A 17,405-nucleotide genomic window follows, 5' to 3' on the forward strand; every position below is an offset into this window, starting at 1 on the left:
TTTAGTCGTACAAGGCATAGGCAAATATGGACCTGATTTATTTCCTCATCGATTTTATCCTGCACATTGACGTGCATTTGGCGGAACTGGTCGCGCAGTATGGCGTCTGGGTTTATGCCATTTTGTTTGTGATTTTGTTCTGTGAAACTGGTTTGGTAGTGACACCGTTTCTGCCGGGAGATTCGCTGCTGTTTGTTGCCGGGGCGCTGGCCTCGCTGGGAACTAACGATCTCAATGTCCATATGATGGTAGTACTGATGCTGGTTGCCGCGATTGTTGGCGATGCCGTTAACTACACTATTGGGCGGTTGTTCGGTGAGAAATTATTCAGCAATCCGAACTCGAAAATTTTCCGTCGCAGTTATCTCGACAAAACCCATCAGTTTTATGAGAAACATGGCGGCAAAACCATTATTCTCGCCCGTTTTGTGCCAATTGTCAGAACGTTCGCCCCGTTCGTTGCGGGGATGGGCCACATGTCATACCGTCATTTCGCCGCTTATAACGTGATCGGCGCGCTGTTGTGGGTTCTACTTTTTACCTACGCAGGCTATTTCTTCGGTACAATCCCAATGGTTCAGGATAACCTTAAGCTGCTGATCGTCGGGATTATTGTGGTTTCCATTCTGCCGGGCGTCATCGAAATTATCCGTCACAAACGCGCTGCGGCACGCGCCGCAAAATAAAAAGTAACTCCGCGGTTCGACCACTTTTTTATCCAAAGTTTCGGGCTGTTATGTTTTAATGTGCAACATTCATGGTCTGTTGGGGGCAAAAATGGCATTATGCGTCCCCAAAGATAAAGCTGGCATCGAACCAGGTTCAGACAGAAAGGTCCCTAATGAGCTGGATTGAACGAATTAAAAGCAACATTACTCCCACCCGCAAGGCGAGCATTCCTGAAGGCGTGTGGACTAAGTGTGATAGCTGCGGTCAGGTTTTATACCGTGCTGAGCTGGAACGTAATCTTGAGGTCTGTCCGAAGTGTGACCATCACATGCGTATGACGGCGCGTAATCGCCTGCATAGCCTGTTGGATGAAGGAAGCCTTGTGGAGCTGGGTAGCGAGCTTGAGCCAAAAGATGTGCTGAAGTTCCGTGACTCCAAAAAGTATAAAGACCGTCTGGCATCTGCACAGAAAGAAACCGGCGAAAAAGACGCGCTGGTAGTAATGAAAGGCACCTTGTATGGAATGCCGGTCGTTGCTGCGGCATTCGAATTTGCCTTTATGGGCGGTTCAATGGGATCTGTGGTGGGTGCGCGTTTCGTGCGTGCCGTTGAGCAGGCGCTGGAAGACAACTGCCCGCTGATCTGCTTCTCCGCTTCCGGTGGCGCACGTATGCAGGAAGCGCTAATGTCGCTGATGCAGATGGCGAAAACCTCTGCGGCGCTGGCGAAAATGCAGGAGCGCGGTCTGCCGTACATCTCCGTGCTGACTGACCCAACCATGGGCGGTGTTTCTGCGAGTTTCGCGATGCTGGGCGATCTCAACATTGCTGAACCGAAAGCGTTAATCGGTTTTGCCGGTCCGCGTGTTATTGAACAGACCGTTCGCGAAAAACTGCCGCCGGGATTCCAGCGCAGTGAGTTCCTGATCGAGAAAGGCGCGATCGACATGATTGTCCGCCGCCCGGAAATGCGCCTGAAACTGGCGAGCATCCTGGCGAAGCTGATGAATCTGCCAGCGCCAAATCCTGAAGCGCCACGCGAAGGCGAAGTGGTGCCACCAGCACCGGATCAGGAACCAGAGGCCTGATAACTGATAAGGGCAGGGCCGCTGGCTCTGCCCTTTTGCTATTATCCCCGTAATGAATCAGCGGATACCATGATTATCAAACGCACACCTCAAGCCGCGTCGCCTTTGGCTTCGTGGCTTTCTTATCTGGAAAACCTGCACAGTAAGACTATCGATCTCGGCCTTGAGCGCATAAGCCAGGTGGCAGCGCGTCTCGGCGTTCTGAAACCAGCACCGTTTGTGTTTACTGTCGCGGGTACTAATGGAAAAGGCACAACCTGTCGCACGCTGGAGTCGATTCTGATGGCGGCAGGGTACAAAGTGGGGGTCTACAGTTCGCCGCATCTGGTGCGTTATACCGAGCGCGTTCGTGTGCAGGGTCAGGAATTACCGGAATCGGCCCATACTGCCTCTTTTGCTGAGATTGAATCGGCACGCGGTGATATTTCTCTGACCTATTTCGAATACGGTACGCTGTCGGCGTTGTGGCTGTTCAAACAGGCACAACTTGACGTGGTGATTCTGGAAGTCGGGCTGGGCGGTCGTCTGGATGCCACCAATATTGTTGATGCTGATGTCGCGGTAGTGACCAGCATTGCGCTTGATCATACCGACTGGCTGGGGCCAGATCGCGAAAGCATTGGTCGCGAGAAAGCGGGGATCTTCCGCAGTGAAAAACCGGCGATTGTCGGTGAACCGGAAATGCCGTACACCATTGCCGATGTGGCGCAGGAAAAAGGTGCATTGCTGCAACGTCGCGGTGTTGAGTGGAATTATTCTGTCACAGACCATGACTGGTCGTTTACCGATGCTCACGGTACGCTAGAAAACCTGCCGTTGCCGCTTGTCCCACAACCAAATGCCGCAACGGCGCTGGCAGCACTTCGCGCCAGCGGCCTGGAGGTCAGTGAACAGGCAATTCGCGAGGGCATTGCCAGTGCAATTTTACCGGGGCGTTTCCAGATTGTGAGTGAGTTGCCACGCGTCATTTTTGATGTCGCCCATAATCCACATGCGGCAGAATATCTCACCGGACGTATGCAAGCGTTACCGAAAAGCGGGCGCGTGCTGGCGGTTATCGGTATGCTACATGATAAAGATATTGCCGGAACTCTGGCCTGGTTGAAAAGCGTAGTTGATGACTGGTATTGTGCGCCACTGGAAGGGCCGCGCGGTGCTACAGCAGAGCAACTGCTGGAACATCTGGGTAATGGCAAACCATTTGACAGCGTTGCGCAGGCATGGGATGCCGCGATGGCGGACGCTAAACCGGAAGATACCGTGCTGGTGTGTGGTTCATTCCATACGGTCGCACATGTCATGGAAGTGATTGACGCGAGGAGAAGCGGTGGCGAGTAAGTTTCAGAATCGGTTAGTTGGCACAATAGTGCTGGTGGCGCTGGGGGTGATTGTGCTTCCAGGGCTGCTCGATGGGCAGAAAAAACATTATCAGGATGAGTTTGCAGCGATCCCTCTGGTGCCAAAACCAGGCGATCGCGATGAGCCTGATATGATGCCTGCCGCCACCCAGGCATTGCCGACACAGCCGCCTGAAGGGGCTGCAGAGGAGGTGCGTGCGGGAGATGCAGCGGCACCGTCACTCGATCCGGCAATCATTGCAGCCAATAATACTGAGTTTGAACCGGAACCTGCACCGGTTGCTCCACCGAAGCCGAAACCTGTGGAACCGCCGAAGCCGAAGGTGGAAACGCCACCAGCGCCGAAGCCAGAACCAAAACCTGCCGTCGAAGAAAAAGCGGCACCGACGGGTAAAGCGTATGTAGTGCAACTGGGCGCGCTGAAAAATGCCGATAAAGTGAATGAGATTGTTGCTAAGCTGCGTGGCGCGGGATATCGCGTTTATACGTCGCCGTCGACGCCAGTGCAGGGTAAAATCACCCGCATTCTGGTTGGGCCGGATGCTTCTAAAGAGAAGCTGAAAGGTTCGCTGGGTGAGTTGAGGCAGCTTTCTGGCTTGAGCGGCGTGGTGATGGGCTATACGCCGAATTAATACGGTTTGCCTGATGCGACGCTAACGCGTCTTATCAGGTCTACGCGGGAGCATAACCCCAGGTCGGATAAGGCGTTCACGCCGCATCCGACACGTATAGCCGGTGCCGCAAAGGCACAAAAAGTCGATGGCGTTGAATATTTTTTCAGCGCCATTTTTATTGATGCGCGGGAAGGAAATCCCTACGCAAACGTTTTCTTTTTCTGTTAGAATGCGCCCCGAACAGGATGACAGGGCGTAAAATCGTGGGACACATATGGTCTGGATTGATTACGCCATAATCGCGGTGATTGCTTTTTCTTCTCTGGTTAGCCTGATCCGCGGCTTTGTTCGTGAAGCATTATCGCTGGTGACATGGGGTTGTGCGTTCTTTGTCGCCAGTCATTACTACACTTACCTGTCAGCCTGGTTTACGGGCTTTGAAGACGAACTGGTTCGAAATGGGATTGCCATCGCGGTACTGTTTATCGCTACGCTTATCGTTGGCGCTATCGTGAACTTCGTGATAGGTCAGTTGGTGGAGAAAACGGGGTTGTCAGGCACCGATCGGGTGCTGGGCGTCTGTTTCGGTGCGTTGCGCGGCGTATTGATTGTTGCCGCTATTCTTTTCTTTCTCGACTCCTTTACCGGAGTGTCGAAAAGCGAAGACTGGAGCAAATCACAGCTGATCCCACAGTTCAGTTTTATCATCAGATGGTTTTTTGATTATCTGCAAAGCTCGTCAAGTTTCTTGCCCAGAGCGTAAGTGCTCTGAGATGTGGCTTAACGAGGAAAAAGACGTATGTGCGGTATTGTCGGTATCGCCGGTGTTATGCCGGTTAACCAGTCGATTTATGATGCCTTAACGGTGCTTCAGCATCGCGGTCAGGATGCCGCAGGCATCATCACCATTGATGCCAATAACTGCTTTCGTTTGCGTAAAGCGAACGGTCTGGTGAGCGATATATTTGAAGCTCGCCACATGCAGCGTTTGCAGGGCAATATGGGCATTGGTCATGTGCGTTACCCTACGGCTGGCAGCTCCAGCGCTTCTGAAGCGCAGCCATTTTACGTTAACTCTCCATATGGCATCACGCTTGCCCATAATGGCAATCTGACTAACGCTCACGAGTTGCGTAAAAAGTTGTTTGAAGAAAAACGCCGCCACATCAACACCACTTCTGACTCGGAAATTTTGCTTAATATCTTCGCCAGCGAACTGGATAACTTCCGCCACTATCCGCTGGAAGCCGATAACATTTTCGCCGCCATTGCCGCCACTAACCGTCTGATCCGTGGCGCATATGCCTGTGTGGCGATGATTATCGGCCACGGTATGGTTGCTTTCCGCGATCCTAACGGCATTCGTCCGCTGGTGTTGGGAAAACGCGATGTTGATGACAATCGCACAGAATATATGGTTGCCTCTGAAAGCGTTGCGCTCGATACCCTGGGCTTTGAGTTCCTGCGTGACGTCGCACCGGGCGAAGCGATTTACATCACTGAAGAAGGGCAGTTGTTTACCCGTCAGTGTGCCGACAATCCGGTCAGCAATCCGTGCCTGTTCGAGTATGTTTACTTTGCCCGCCCGGATTCGTTCATCGACAAAATTTCCGTTTATAGCGCCCGCGTTAATATGGGCACCAAGCTTGGCGAAAAAATTGCCCGTGAATGGGAAGATCTGGATATTGACGTGGTGATCCCGATTCCGGAAACCTCCTGCGATATCGCACTGGAAATCGCTCGCATTCTGGGTAAACCGTACCGCCAGGGCTTCGTGAAAAACCGCTACGTTGGCCGTACCTTTATCATGCCGGGCCAGCAACTGCGCCGTAAGTCTGTTCGTCGTAAACTGAACGCCAACCGCGCTGAGTTCCGCGATAAAAACGTTCTGCTGGTCGATGACTCCATCGTCCGCGGCACCACCTCTGAGCAGATTATCGAGATGGCGCGTGAAGCCGGAGCGAAGAAAGTGTATCTCGCCTCTGCCGCGCCGGAAATTCGTTTCCCGAACGTTTATGGTATTGATATGCCGAGCGCCACGGAACTGATCGCACACGGTCGTGAAGTGGATGAAATCCGCCAGATCATCGGTGCTGATGGGCTTATCTTCCAGGATCTAAACGATCTGATCGAAGCCGTTCGCGCTGAAAATCCGGATATTCAGCAGTTCGAATGCTCGGTGTTTAATGGCGTCTATGTCACCAAAGACGTTGATCAAGGCTACCTCGATTTCCTCGATACTTTACGTAATGACGACGCTAAAGCAGTGCAACGTCAGAACGAAGTTGAAAACCTGGAAATGCATAACGAAGGATAATACCTTCGTTCAGGGTGCCGGTCTGGCACCCTGACTTGCAACTCCCGCCGAAATCCTGCAAAGTCTGCCTGCAAGTCTGACAGGGCAATTATCTATGAAACGACTCATTGTAGGCATCAGCGGTGCCAGCGGCGCGATTTATGGCGTACGTTTATTACAGGTTCTGCGTGATGTCGCAGATGTTGAAACGCATCTGGTGATGAGCCAGGCAGCGCGCCAGACTTTATCCCTCGAAACGGATTTTTCCCTGCGCGAAGTTCAGGCATTAGCCGATGTCACCCATGATGCGCGCGATATTGCCGCCAGCATCTCTTCCGGGTCTTTCCAGACGTTGGGGATGGTGATTTTACCCTGTTCAATCAAAACCCTTTCCGGCATTGCCCATAGCTATACCGATGGTTTACTGACCAGAGCAGCAGATGTGGTACTGAAAGAGCGTCGCCCACTGGTGCTCTGCGTGCGTGAAACGCCGCTGCACTTAGGACACTTGCGTTTAATGACTCAGGCTGCGGAAATTGGTGCGGTAATTATGCCTCCCGTTCCGGCGTTTTATCATCGTCCGCAATCGCTTGATGATGTGATAAATCAAACGGTTAACCGTGTACTTGATCAGTTTACGATAACCCTTCCCGAAGATCTCTTTGCCCGCTGGCAGGGCGCATAACTTTGCTGTTGCCCTGTTTCGGGGCAATTTTGCAACCGTGATCAAATCCTCGACATTTTGTTCCTGCCATTGAATCGAAACGCTGCGATTCAACCGGCATACCTGCTATCTTCAACTTTAGGACAATAATGCAACGTCTTATTAACATATTTAACGTTAGATGTTTGAGCTGTTGTCAAGATGGCATAAGACCTGCATGAACGAGCCTGCAAACACACAACACAATACACAACATAAAAAAGCCATTTCACTTGAGGGTTATGTATGAAGAAGTCGATTCTTGCTCTGTCTTTGTTAGTCGGTCTGTCCGCAGCAGCTTCCAGCTCTGCGGCACTGCCGGAGACGGTACGTATCGGAACGGATACCACCTATGCGCCGTTCTCATCGAAAGATGCCAAAGGTGACTTTGTTGGCTTTGATATCGATCTGGGTAACGAGATGTGCAAACGCATGCAGGTTAAATGTACCTGGGTTGCCAGTGACTTTGATGCGCTGATCCCGTCACTGAAAGCGAAAAAAATCGATGCCATTATTTCATCGCTCTCTATTACTGATAAACGTCAGCAGGAGATTGCCTTCTCCGACAAGCTGTATGCCGCGGATTCTCGTTTGATTGCAGCTAAAGGTTCACCGATCCAACCAACGCTGGATTCGCTGAAAGGTAAACATGTTGGTGTGCTGCAAGGCTCCACCCAGGAAGCGTACGCCAATGACAACTGGCGCAGTAAAGGCGTCGATGTGGTGGCCTATGCTAACCAGGATTTGGTCTATTCCGATCTGGATGCAGGTCGTCTGGATGCCGCTCTGCAGGATGAAGTCGCTGCCAGCGAAGGTTTCCTCAAGCAACCCGCCGGTAAAGAGTTCGCCTTTGCTGGTTCATCAGTGAAAGACAAAAAATACTTCGGTGATGGTACAGGTGTAGGGCTACGTAAAGATGATGCCGAACTGAAAGCCGCCTTTGATAAGGCGCTTGGCGAACTGCGTCAGGATGGCACTTACGACAAGATGGCAAAAAAGTATTTCGACTTTAATGTCTATGGTGGCTGATACGTCGCAGGGAAGTAGCGCCTGATGGGGAATCATCATGGTGCATTCCAGGTTTGTTGCACTATCGTGGTGCATTAAAATGCATACTTAAGCAATTTTAATGAAAAATAATACGACTAACTGGCCTGGATATTTTGCCTTGTTGGTCAATTTTATGGCACGATAACTGTAACAAACCTGTAAATATTCCCTATAAAAAGACTGTCAGTTGAGGACATTATGAAAAAACTGGTGCTATCGCTCTCTCTGGTTCTGGCCTTCTCCAGCGCAACCGCTGCGTTTGCTGCTATTCCGCAAAATATCCGTATCGGCACCGATCCAACCTATGCACCATTTGAATCAAAAAATTCACAAGGCGAACTGGTTGGCTTTGATATTGATCTGGCGAAGGAGTTGTGCAAACGCATCAATACGCAATGTACCTTTGTTGAGAATCCGCTGGATGCGTTAATTCCGTCATTAAAAGCGAAGAAGATTGACGCCATCATGTCATCACTTTCCATCACGGAAAAACGTCAGCAGGAAATTGCCTTCACCGACAAACTGTATGCTGCCGATTCTCGTCTGGTGGTGGCGAAAAATTCTGACATCCAGCCGACAGTAGAATCGCTGAAAGGCAAGCGGGTAGGGGTATTGCAGGGCACCACCCAGGAGACATTTGGTAACGAACACTGGGCTCCCAAAGGCATTGAAATCGTCTCTTATCAGGGGCAGGACAATATTTACTCAGACCTGACTGCCGGACGTATTGATGCCGCGTTCCAGGATGAAGTTGCCGCCAGTGAAGGTTTCCTCAAACAGCCAGTCGGTAAAGATTACAAATTCGGTGGTCCGTCTGTTAAAGATGAAAAACTGTTTGGCGTAGGCACCGGCATGGGGCTGCGTAAAGAAGATAACGAACTGCGCGAGGCACTGAACAAAGCCTTTGCTGAAATGCGCGCTGACGGTACTTACGAGAAATTAGCGAAAAAGTACTTCGATTTTGATGTTTATGGTGGCTAATCGCCATCGGTGAAAGAAAGCCCGCTCCCTTCGAGGCACCGGAGGGAGATAAGAGGCGGTAAATTCACCACACACAACAGGACAGGCAGCATGTTGTATGGGTTTTCAGGTGTAATTTTACAGGGGGCGCTCGTCACGCTGGAGCTGGCTATCAGCTCTGTAGTGCTCGCTGTAATTATCGGTCTTATTGGCGCTGGCGGTAAGCTTTCGCAAAATCGGTTATCGGGACTGATTTTTGAAGGCTATACCACGCTGATACGCGGTGTGCCGGATTTAGTGTTAATGCTGCTGATATTCTACGGTTTGCAGATCGCGCTAAACACGGTGACGGAGGCGATGGGCGTCGGACAGGTTGATATCGACCCGATGGTCGCCGGTATTATAACCCTGGGGTTTATCTACGGCGCTTACTTCACCGAAACGTTCCGCGGCGCGTTTATGGCGGTGCCGAAAGGGCATATTGAGGCGGCAACAGCATTCGGCTTTACCCGTGGGCAAGTGTTTCGGAGGATTATGTTCCCGGCGATGATGCGTTACGCCCTACCGGGGATTGGCAACAACTGGCAGGTCATTCTTAAATCAACGGCTCTCGTTTCGTTACTCGGACTGGAAGATGTGGTGAAAGCCACTCAACTGGCAGGCAAAAGTACCTGGGAACCATTCTATTTCGCCATCGTCTGTGGCGTGATTTATCTGGTTTTTACCACCGTTTCCAATGGTGTGCTGCTGTTCCTTGAGCGCCGCTACTCCGTGGGTGTGAAGAGGGCTGACCTGTGATCGAAATCTTACATGAATACTGGAAACCGCTGCTGTGGACTGACGGTTATCGCTTTACCGGTGTGGCGATCACTCTCTGGTTGCTGATTCTGTCGGTGGTGATGGGGGGGATTCTGGCGCTGTTTCTGGCGATTGGGCGCGTCTCAAGTAATAAATACATTCAGTTTCCCATCTGGTTATTTACTTATATTTTTCGCGGTACGCCGCTGTATGTTCAGTTGCTGGTGTTCTATTCCGGCATGTACACGCTGGAGATTGTTAAAGGCACCGAGTTCCTTAACGCCTTTTTCCGCAGTGGCCTGAACTGTACCGTGCTGGCATTGACGCTCAACACCTGTGCTTACACCACTGAGATTTTTGCCGGGGCGATCCGGTCGGTGCCGCATGGGGAAATTGAAGCTGCCAGAGCCTATGGTTTCTCAACCTTTAAAATGTATCGCTGCATTATTTTGCCGTCGGCACTGCGTATTGCATTACCGGCCTACAGCAACGAAGTGATTCTGATGCTGCACTCTACTGCGCTGGCGTTTACTGCCACGGTGCCGGATCTGCTGAAAATTGCCCGCGATATCAACGCCGCCACGTATCAACCTTTTACTGCCTTTGGCATTGCCGCGGTGCTCTATTTAATCATCTCTTATGTCCTGATCAGTCTCTTTCGCAAAGCGGAAAAACGCTGGTTGCAGCATGTGAAACCTTCTTCAACGCACTGAGAATACGATGTCCGAGAATAAATTAAACGTTATCGATTTGCACAAACGCTACGGCGAACACGAAGTGCTGAAAGGCGTTTCACTGCAAGCGAACGCCGGGGATGTGATCAGTATCATCGGATCGTCGGGATCGGGGAAAAGTACCTTTCTGCGCTGTATTAACTTCCTCGAAAAACCGAGCGAAGGCGCGATCGTGGTTAACGGGCAGAACATCAATCTGGTGCGCGATAAAGACGGCCAACTCAAAGTTGCCGATAAAAATCAGCTACGTTTACTGCGCACGCGCCTGACGATGGTGTTTCAGCACTTCAATCTCTGGAGCCATATGACGGTGCTGGAAAACGTCATGGAAGCGCCGCTTCAGGTGTTGGGGCTGAGCAAGCAGGAAGCACGCGAGCGGGCGGTGAAATATCTGGCGAAAGTTGGCATAGACGAACGTGCGCAGGGGAAATACCCGGTGCATCTTTCCGGTGGTCAGCAACAGCGTGTTTCCATTGCACGGGCGCTGGCAATGGAACCGGAAGTTTTGCTGTTTGATGAACCTACCTCAGCGCTCGATCCAGAGCTGGTAGGCGAAGTTCTGCGCATTATGCAGCAACTGGCGGAAGAGGGGAAAACCATGGTGGTGGTGACTCATGAAATGGGCTTTGCTCGCCATGTCTCTACCCACGTCATTTTTCTCCATCAGGGGAAAATAGAAGAAGAGGGGACGCCGGAACAGTTATTTGGCAACCCGCAAAGCCCGCGTCTGCAACAGTTCCTTAAAGGATCACTGAAATAATTGCCTCTCCGGCGGCTAATGCTGCCGGAGTATTTTCAAGGCTAATTTGCGAGTTAGCTTCCATTGAAATGTATATATTTCAGCCCACTTAAAATACTTCTGAATTCGTTGTCCAAATATAAAAACTGCCTACTGCATTGGTTATAAAGGGTAGTTATTGTCTCGTCCTCTTAAATTTGATGGGTGACGGAACGCCATGACAATATCGACCACTTCCACGCCGCATGATGCGGTATTTAAATCCTTTTTACGCCATCCAGATACAGCACGAGATTTTATTGATATTCATCTTCCAGCACCGCTGCGCAATCTGTGTGATTTAACAACGTTAAAACTGGAACCAAACAGTTTTATTGATGAAAACCTGCGACAATATTACTCCGACGTCTTGTGGTCAGTGAAAACACAGGAGGGGATGGGGTATATTTATGTCGTCATTGAACACCAAAGTAAGGCGGAAGAATTAATGGCTTTTCGCATGATGCGTTATTCCATCGCGGCGATGCAAAACCATCTGGATGCGGGCTATAAAGAGCTTCCTTTGGTGATCCCAATGCTGTTTTATCATTGTTGCAGAAGTCCTTATCCTTATTCTCTCTGCTGGCTTGATGAATTTGCAGAACCTGCGATTGCCCGCAAAATTTACTCATCGGCTTTTCCGTTGGTAGATATTACTGTAGTGCCGGATGACGAGATTATGCAACACCGTAAAATGGCATTGCTGGAGTTAATTCAGAAACATATTCGCCAGCGCGACTTATTGGGGTTAGTGGAGCAAATAGTTTCTCTTTTAGTTACAGGGAACACTAATGACAGGCAGCTACAAGCACTGTTTAATTACGTTTTACAAACGGGGGATGCCCAGCGTTTCCGTGCATTTATTGGTGAGATAGCGGAACGAGCACCACAAGAAAAGGAGAAACTGATGACTATTGCTGACAGATTACGTGAAGAGGGCGCAATGCAGGGCAAACATGAAGAAGCTCTGCGTATTGCTCAGGAGATGCTGGAGAGAGGTTTAGACAGAGAGTTAGTTCTGATGGTAACCCGACTTTCGCCAGATGAGCTTCTGGCGCAAAGTCACTGATCCAGTAAACCCCGAGGCTACCTGGCGGATGTTCGCGGCAAAGCGTATCAGCGAACAACATCCGCCAGCGCTTCGTCTAAATCGTACCAGCGAAAAGCGAACCCCGCTTCTTCCAGCCTTTTTGGCAGCGCACGTTGTCCGCCCAATACCAGAACCGATGATTCCCCCATCAGCAAGCGAATGGCTGCGGCAGGGACGCGCATAATCGCCGGGCGATGCAGTGCATGGCCTAGCGCGTGGGCAAATTGTTCATTGTGTACCGGATATGGCGAAACCATATTAAATGGTCCCCGCAGATCGTTATCCAGCAGCCAGAGAATACCGTTAACCATATCATCAATATGAATCCAAGGCAGATACTGCCGACCGGAGCCAATCGGACCTCCCAGACCAAGGCGAAACGGTGGCAGCATTTTGCTGAGGATACCGCCATCTGGTGCCAGCACCACACCGGTTCGTAGCAGGCATACTCGTGTTTTGTCACTTTGTGCCCGACAAGCTATTTCTTCCCAGCGGGCACAGAGTTTATGGGTAAATTCGTTATGCGGCGGTTCTTCTTCGGTGACCACCACTTCACCTAAATCGCCATAATATCCCGCCGCCGAGCCTGAAATAAGCACTGACGGCGGCGAGTCACTGGCGTTAATCAAATCCACCAGTTTTTGCGTGATATTCCAGCGACTTTGACAGAGGAGATCTTTTTGCTCGTGAGTCCAGCGTTTATCAGCAATGGGTTCACCAGCCAGGTTGACCACCACATCCACGCCGTTGAGATTGCGTTGATCGGCAAGCCCTTGCCATAGTGTCACCTGAGGGCCGAGGACGGAGCTGGCTTTCTGCGGAGTACGCGTCACCACCGTGACCAGATGCCCCAAATCCAGCAAACGAGGGATTAAATGACGACCAATTAATCCCGTCCCTCCGGTGATCACTATATTCATGCAGCCTCCCGATATGGCGGTTAACGCTGCCAGCTCAAGGTCATTGATACCGAATCGGCGTAGCGCAGCGCGTGAAGTTTATCGATCTCCACTTCAGCATACGTCACCCAGTGATGTTCACGTGCGATATCGAGCACATCCTGAGTTAATTTTTCCAGCAAAGAGAAACGGTTATTCTCTACATGCTGGATGATGTTTTTAGTAATGGTGCGATAATTCAGCGCGTCGTTAATATCTTCGCTGGTGCGCGCTTTATCGGCGGGGTAGTGGATCGTAACGTTGATAACAATATCCTGACGGTTGTTAATCTCTTCGTCTTTAATTCCGATAAACGTACGTAAACGAAGGTTCTTTATACGAATAATAGCGGCAGGTTGTGCCATTGCAGGTTCTCCGTTGTTTTATTTAGGATTAAATAATACACGAGAACCCGGTTCTGTTAACTATTCGAAATCTCATCATTTACTTGCGCTTTTAGCAGCGCCTGCCCGGTAGCAGGACGCGAACGGATTCGCTCATACCAGTTTTTTACTGCCGGATACATCGCGAGGTCAATGCGCTGGCGAGCCCAGGCATTGACCCACGGCCAGCAGGCAATATCTGCAATGCTGTAGTTTTCTCCGCCCAACCAGGGGGAGTTTTCCAACCGCTTATTCAGTACGTGATAGAGACGTTGGGTTTCAACCTGATAACGTTCAATTGCGTAAGGAATGCTTTGTGGTGCAGCGTGGTTAAAATGATGATTTTGCCCGAGCATCGGCCCCAGGCCGCCAACCTGCCAGAATAACCACTGTAATGTGGCGGCGCGTTCACGCGGTTCATGGCTCAAAAAGAGCCCTGTTTTCTCTGCCAGATACAACAAAATAGCCCCCGACTCAAACATGCTTAATGGTTTGCCGCCGTCAATTGGGGAGTGATCGACAATTGCCGGAATTTTATTGTTCGGTGAAATGTGCAAAAACTCCGGGCGAAACTGACTGCCTTTACCGAGGTCAACTTTGATTAAGCGATAATCCAGCCTTGCCTCTTCGAGAAACAACGTGATTTTGTGACCATTCGGTGTGGGGGCGAAATAGAGATCGATCATCGCAGCTCCGGTTATCTAATAATCTGAACATCTCAAGTATAGAAACCGTGGTGACTTGTGTGAGTTTTCATCACGTAACGGTGACAAAAAGGCTCTATAGTTTGATAGCAAGCCCATTTATCGCTGAGGACATAATGAGTAAACCCGCTATCACGCTTTGGTCAGATGCCCATTTTTTCTCCCCTTATGTGTTATCCGCCTGGGTGGCGTTGCAGGAAAAAGGTCTGCCTTTTCATATGAAGACCATCGACCTCGACAGCGGTGAACATTTGCAGCCGACGTGGCAAGGTTATGGGCAGACACGGCGCGTGCCGTTGTTACAAATTGATGATTTTGAGTTGAGTGAATCCTCTGCCATTGCAGAATATCTGGAAGACTGTTTTGCGCCGCCGACTTGGGAGCGTATTTATCCGCTTGATTTACAACACCGGGCGCGGGCACGGCAGATTCAGGCCTGGCTACGCAGCGATCTGATGCCCATCCGCGAAGAACGTTCTACGGATGTCGTTTTTGCTGGTGCGAAGAAAGCGCCACTATCGGCAATGGGAAAAGCCAGCGCGGAGAAACTGTTCGCGATGGCAGAACATTTACTGGCGCATGGTCAGCCGAATCTGTTTGGCGAATGGTGTATTGCGGATACTGATTTAGCGTTAATGATTAATCGTCTGGTACTACATGGTGATGAGGTGTCGGAACGTCTGGTGGATTATGCGGCATTCCAGTGGCAGCGGGCTTCAGTTCAGCGTTTTATTGCACTTTCAGCAAAGCAATCTGGCTGATAGCAACGACAGAATCCAGTATCATAGCTTACGTTTTTTCGACGAGGAGTGAGTGATGAAACTGATGTTTGCATCGGACATTCATGGGTCGTTACCGGCGACGGAACGTGTTCTGGATTTATTTGCCCAAAGCGGTGCCCAGTGGTTGGTGATTCTCGGAGACGTGCTGAATCATGGTCCGCGAAACGCCCTGCCTGAAGGGTATGCGCCAGCCAAAGTAGCCGAACGGCTGAATGAGATGGCGCATAACATTATCGCCGTGCGCGGCAACTGCGACAGCGAAGTGGACCAAATGCTACTGCATTTCCCGGTAACCGCGCCGTGGCAACAGGTGTTACTGGAAAAACAACGTCTGTTTTTGACGCATGGCCATCTGTTTGGCCCGGATAATCTGCCTGCTTTAAACCAGAACGACGTGCTGGTGTATGGTCATACCCATCTACCAGTAGCGGAAAAGCGGGGGGATATTTTCCACTTTAACCCCGGTTCGGTAAGCATTCCGAAAGGCGGCTATCCGGCGAGTTATGGCACGCTGGATGATGACGTACTAAGCGTAATCGCACTCAATGATCAAAGTATCATTGCGCAGGTCGCGATTAATCCGTAATTTACCCCACAACTCAAAATGCGCCGTAAGAGCGCCAGAAAAAGAAGGTTTCCTGATAATGGAACAGCGTCGTTTGGCAAGTACTGAATGGGTGGATATTGTCAATGAAGAGAACGAAGTCATTGCACAAGCCAGCCGGGAACAAATGCGGGCACAGTGTCTGCGCCATCGTGCAACTTACATCGTTGTACATGATGGTATGGGCAAAATTCTTGTGCAGCGTCGTACCGAGACAAAAGACTTTTTACCCGGCATGTTAGATGCGACCGCAGGTGGCGTGGTCCAGGCCGATGAACAACTGCTGGAATCCGCACGTCGCGAGGCGGAAGAAGAGTTGGGCATTGCCGGAGTCCCCTTTGCCGAGCACGGGCAGTTCTATTTCGAAGATAAAAATTGCCGTGTCTGGGGCGCGTTATTCAGTTGTGTCTCCCACGGCCCTTTCGCTCTCCAGGAAGATGAAGTCAGTGAGGTTTGCTGGCTGACGCCGGAAGAAATTACCGCACGTTGCGATGAGTTCACACCAGACTCGCTGAAAGCCCTGGCATTGTGGATGAAGCGCAATGCCAGGAATGAAGTAGAAACGAAAGAAGATCCAGAAGAGGCTTAATAAGTTTCAGCAGCTTTCACGTAAACACAAACTGGGAGCGATGAGTACCTGATCGCTCCAGTTACCTTCTCTAATTCGTTCCAGCAAAGCCTTTCCTGCCTCCAGACCAATTTTCCTGTGAGGAACGGCCATTGTTGTTAATGGTGGTTGGCAAACTTTACTAACGTCACTGTCACCAAATCCCACTACGGCGAGATCGTCTGGTACTTTGATGCGTCTTCGTTGACATTCATACAGAACACCGCAGGCCAACTCATCTGACACACATACCAGGGCATCCAGTTCCGGCCATGCGAGTAAAAATTCCGGTAATTGTGATGCTCCGGTGGAAAAAACCGGTGGCAGAGCAGCGTTAATAACACGGTTGGGAGACATATGATGGCGTAACATAGCTTTATACCATCCCTGTAAATGCTGCTGAAAGATCCACTGTTCCTGGTTGGCGCATAGCAAACCGATATTCTGATAACCACGTTGTACCAGCATATCCGTCAGTTCGAACATTGCTGCGACATTATCAATGCCAATGTTCATATCAATCGGATCGGTACGAATGGCACCGATTTCCATAACGGGAATCGAGGCATTTTTGAGCCAGTTACGCACGGTATTATTATGCTCAACACTGAGCAAAATCGCTGCGGCGATATTAGAAGCCAGCAGAGTTTCCAGCAGTTTTTCTTCTTGCTCCAGACGATGGCGTGACTCAGCCAGGATTATCTGATATCCCGCTGGTTGTAGTACATGTTGCAGCCCGGCAAACATTTCCGTGCATCCTGCTTCAGCCAGGTTTGGTACGACCATTGCAATCGTGTGCGAAGATGCCGATGCCAGCGCGCTTGCAGTGAGGTTGGGCATGTACCCTAATTCATTAACTGCGGCTTCAATCTTCTCCCGCAGTTTATCGGAAACTTGTTCGGGAGTGCGTAACGCTCTGGATACAGTCATTGTGCCAACTCCTGCGAGTTGCGCGACATCGGCGATAGTGACTTTACCAGTACTACGACGTTTTCGGGTTATTGCCATACAAAATCCTGCTCAGCGACTACATATGGAGATCTTTTTTTACTTATCATCAACGGCTTCCTGTTGGTAGCAGAGTATACCCCTTAATTTCTGGTAGAAGTTTGGATTTCATCAGTGAAATCCGTTTTGATAGCGCTATCACAAATATGAATGATACATACTGATAGCGCTATCTTTGTGAGATTGATCTCAGATATGCCGCCGTTGCTTGCTTAAAGTCTGCTCATTGACACGGAAAATGA

Annotated in this window: 20 protein-coding genes; 16 read left to right on the forward strand and 4 right to left on the reverse strand. The window is 50.3% G+C overall.

Annotated elements, in window-relative coordinates:
* Positions 1–26: 26 nt before the first annotated feature.
* The 13 genes from C1192_RS00280 (at position 27) to rpnB (ending at position 12,116) form a co-directional block, all read left to right on the forward strand.
* Positions 27–686, forward strand: a complete 660-nt coding sequence (locus C1192_RS00280) for a DedA family protein (RefSeq protein ID WP_000364342.1) — start codon at positions 27–29, stop codon at positions 684–686.
* Between the two features lie 155 nt (positions 687–841).
* Positions 842–1,756 carry an acetyl-CoA carboxylase, carboxyltransferase subunit beta gene (accD, locus tag C1192_RS00285; protein ID WP_000118402.1) on the forward strand — a complete coding sequence of 305 codons (915 nt, stop codon included), beginning with the start codon at positions 842–844 and terminating at the stop codon, positions 1,754–1,756.
* Positions 1,757–1,825: 69 nt separating this feature from the next.
* Positions 1,826–3,094 carry a bifunctional tetrahydrofolate synthase/dihydrofolate synthase gene (gene folC / locus C1192_RS00290; protein ID WP_038354597.1) on the forward strand — a complete coding sequence of 423 codons (1,269 nt, stop codon included), beginning with the start codon at positions 1,826–1,828 and terminating at the stop codon, positions 3,092–3,094.
* Entirely contained in the window at positions 3,084–3,746 is a 663-nt protein-coding gene (dedD, locus tag C1192_RS00295; RefSeq protein WP_038354598.1) for a cell division protein DedD, read from the forward strand. The genes folC and dedD overlap by 11 nt, the downstream gene beginning before the upstream one ends.
* 256 nt (positions 3,747–4,002) lie before the next feature.
* Entirely contained in the window at positions 4,003–4,491 is a 489-nt protein-coding gene (cvpA, locus tag C1192_RS00300; protein WP_000262105.1) for a colicin V production protein, read from the forward strand.
* 36 nt (positions 4,492–4,527) lie between these two features.
* Positions 4,528–6,045: an amidophosphoribosyltransferase gene (gene purF, locus C1192_RS00305; protein ID WP_000334207.1), complete on the forward strand. Its 1,518-nt coding sequence runs from the start codon at positions 4,528–4,530 to the stop codon at positions 6,043–6,045.
* Between the two features lie 94 nt (positions 6,046–6,139).
* Positions 6,140–6,709, forward strand: a complete 570-nt coding sequence (ubiX, locus tag C1192_RS00310; protein WP_038354599.1) for a flavin prenyltransferase UbiX — start codon at positions 6,140–6,142, stop codon at positions 6,707–6,709.
* A gap of 264 nt (positions 6,710–6,973) precedes the next feature.
* Positions 6,974–7,756, forward strand: coding sequence for a lysine/arginine/ornithine ABC transporter substrate-binding protein ArgT (gene argT, locus C1192_RS00315; RefSeq protein WP_000748242.1), 783 nt, complete (start codon positions 6,974–6,976; stop codon positions 7,754–7,756).
* 219 nt (positions 7,757–7,975) lie between these two features.
* Positions 7,976–8,758, forward strand: a complete 783-nt coding sequence (gene hisJ / locus C1192_RS00320; RefSeq protein ID WP_000737621.1) for a histidine ABC transporter substrate-binding protein HisJ — start codon at positions 7,976–7,978, stop codon at positions 8,756–8,758.
* Positions 8,759–8,848: 90 nt separating this feature from the next.
* Entirely contained in the window at positions 8,849–9,535 is a 687-nt protein-coding gene (hisQ, locus tag C1192_RS00325; RefSeq protein ID WP_016249019.1) for a histidine ABC transporter permease HisQ, read from the forward strand.
* A complete protein-coding gene (locus C1192_RS00330; RefSeq protein WP_000569965.1) occupies positions 9,532–10,248 on the forward strand; it encodes an ABC transporter permease in 717 nt (238 codons plus the stop codon). Before hisQ ends, C1192_RS00330 begins: the two co-directional genes overlap by 4 nt.
* 7 nt (positions 10,249–10,255) lie before the next feature.
* Complete coding sequence (hisP, locus tag C1192_RS00335; RefSeq protein ID WP_038354600.1) at positions 10,256–11,029, forward strand: histidine ABC transporter ATP-binding protein HisP; 774 nt, start codon at positions 10,256–10,258, stop codon at positions 11,027–11,029.
* Positions 11,030–11,225: 196 nt separating this feature from the next.
* The gene (gene rpnB / locus C1192_RS00340) at positions 11,226–12,116 is read left to right on the forward strand and encodes a recombination-promoting nuclease RpnB (protein WP_038354601.1); all 891 of its coding nucleotides are present in this window, start codon (positions 11,226–11,228) and stop codon (positions 12,114–12,116) included.
* A 47-nt stretch (positions 12,117–12,163) separates the two neighbouring features.
* On the opposite strand, the gene C1192_RS00345 is transcribed toward rpnB, so the two are convergent.
* The 3 genes from C1192_RS00345 to yfcG are packed head-to-tail and all read right to left on the reverse strand — an operon-like array spanning position 12,164 to position 14,144.
* A complete protein-coding gene (locus C1192_RS00345; RefSeq protein ID WP_001028302.1) occupies positions 12,164–13,057 on the reverse strand; it encodes a TIGR01777 family oxidoreductase in 894 nt (297 codons plus the stop codon).
* Positions 13,058–13,077: 20 nt separating this feature from the next.
* On the reverse strand, positions 13,078–13,440 hold the full coding sequence (folX, locus tag C1192_RS00350) for a dihydroneopterin triphosphate 2'-epimerase (protein ID WP_016249014.1): 363 nt from the start codon (positions 13,438–13,440) through the stop codon (positions 13,078–13,080).
* 56 nt (positions 13,441–13,496) lie between these two features.
* On the reverse strand, positions 13,497–14,144 hold the full coding sequence (gene yfcG / locus C1192_RS00355; RefSeq protein ID WP_038354602.1) for a GSH-dependent disulfide bond oxidoreductase: 648 nt from the start codon (positions 14,142–14,144) through the stop codon (positions 13,497–13,499).
* 134 nt (positions 14,145–14,278) lie between these two features.
* On the opposite strand from yfcG, the gene yfcF reads away from it, so the two are divergent.
* From yfcF to yfcD, 3 genes are read left to right on the forward strand one after another with little or no spacing between them, the layout of a single operon-like run.
* On the forward strand, positions 14,279–14,923 hold the full coding sequence (yfcF, locus tag C1192_RS00360; protein ID WP_000042426.1) for a glutathione transferase: 645 nt from the start codon (positions 14,279–14,281) through the stop codon (positions 14,921–14,923).
* 55 nt (positions 14,924–14,978) lie between these two features.
* On the forward strand, positions 14,979–15,530 hold the full coding sequence (gene yfcE / locus C1192_RS00365) for a phosphodiesterase (protein ID WP_038354603.1): 552 nt from the start codon (positions 14,979–14,981) through the stop codon (positions 15,528–15,530).
* A gap of 58 nt (positions 15,531–15,588) precedes the next feature.
* Positions 15,589–16,137, forward strand: a complete 549-nt coding sequence (gene yfcD / locus C1192_RS00370) for an NUDIX hydrolase YfcD (RefSeq protein ID WP_000437936.1) — start codon at positions 15,589–15,591, stop codon at positions 16,135–16,137.
* 6 nt (positions 16,138–16,143) lie between these two features.
* On the opposite strand, the gene C1192_RS00375 is transcribed toward yfcD, so the two are convergent.
* Positions 16,144–17,163 carry a LacI family DNA-binding transcriptional regulator gene (locus tag C1192_RS00375; RefSeq protein WP_001516786.1) on the reverse strand — a complete coding sequence of 340 codons (1,020 nt, stop codon included), beginning with the start codon at positions 17,161–17,163 and terminating at the stop codon, positions 16,144–16,146.
* Positions 17,164–17,405 lie beyond the last annotated feature (242 nt).

Origin of the sequence: Escherichia marmotae (genome assembly GCF_002900365.1) — a bacterium.
In the GTDB taxonomy this organism is placed as follows: Bacteria; Pseudomonadota; Gammaproteobacteria; order Enterobacterales; family Enterobacteriaceae; genus Escherichia; species Escherichia marmotae.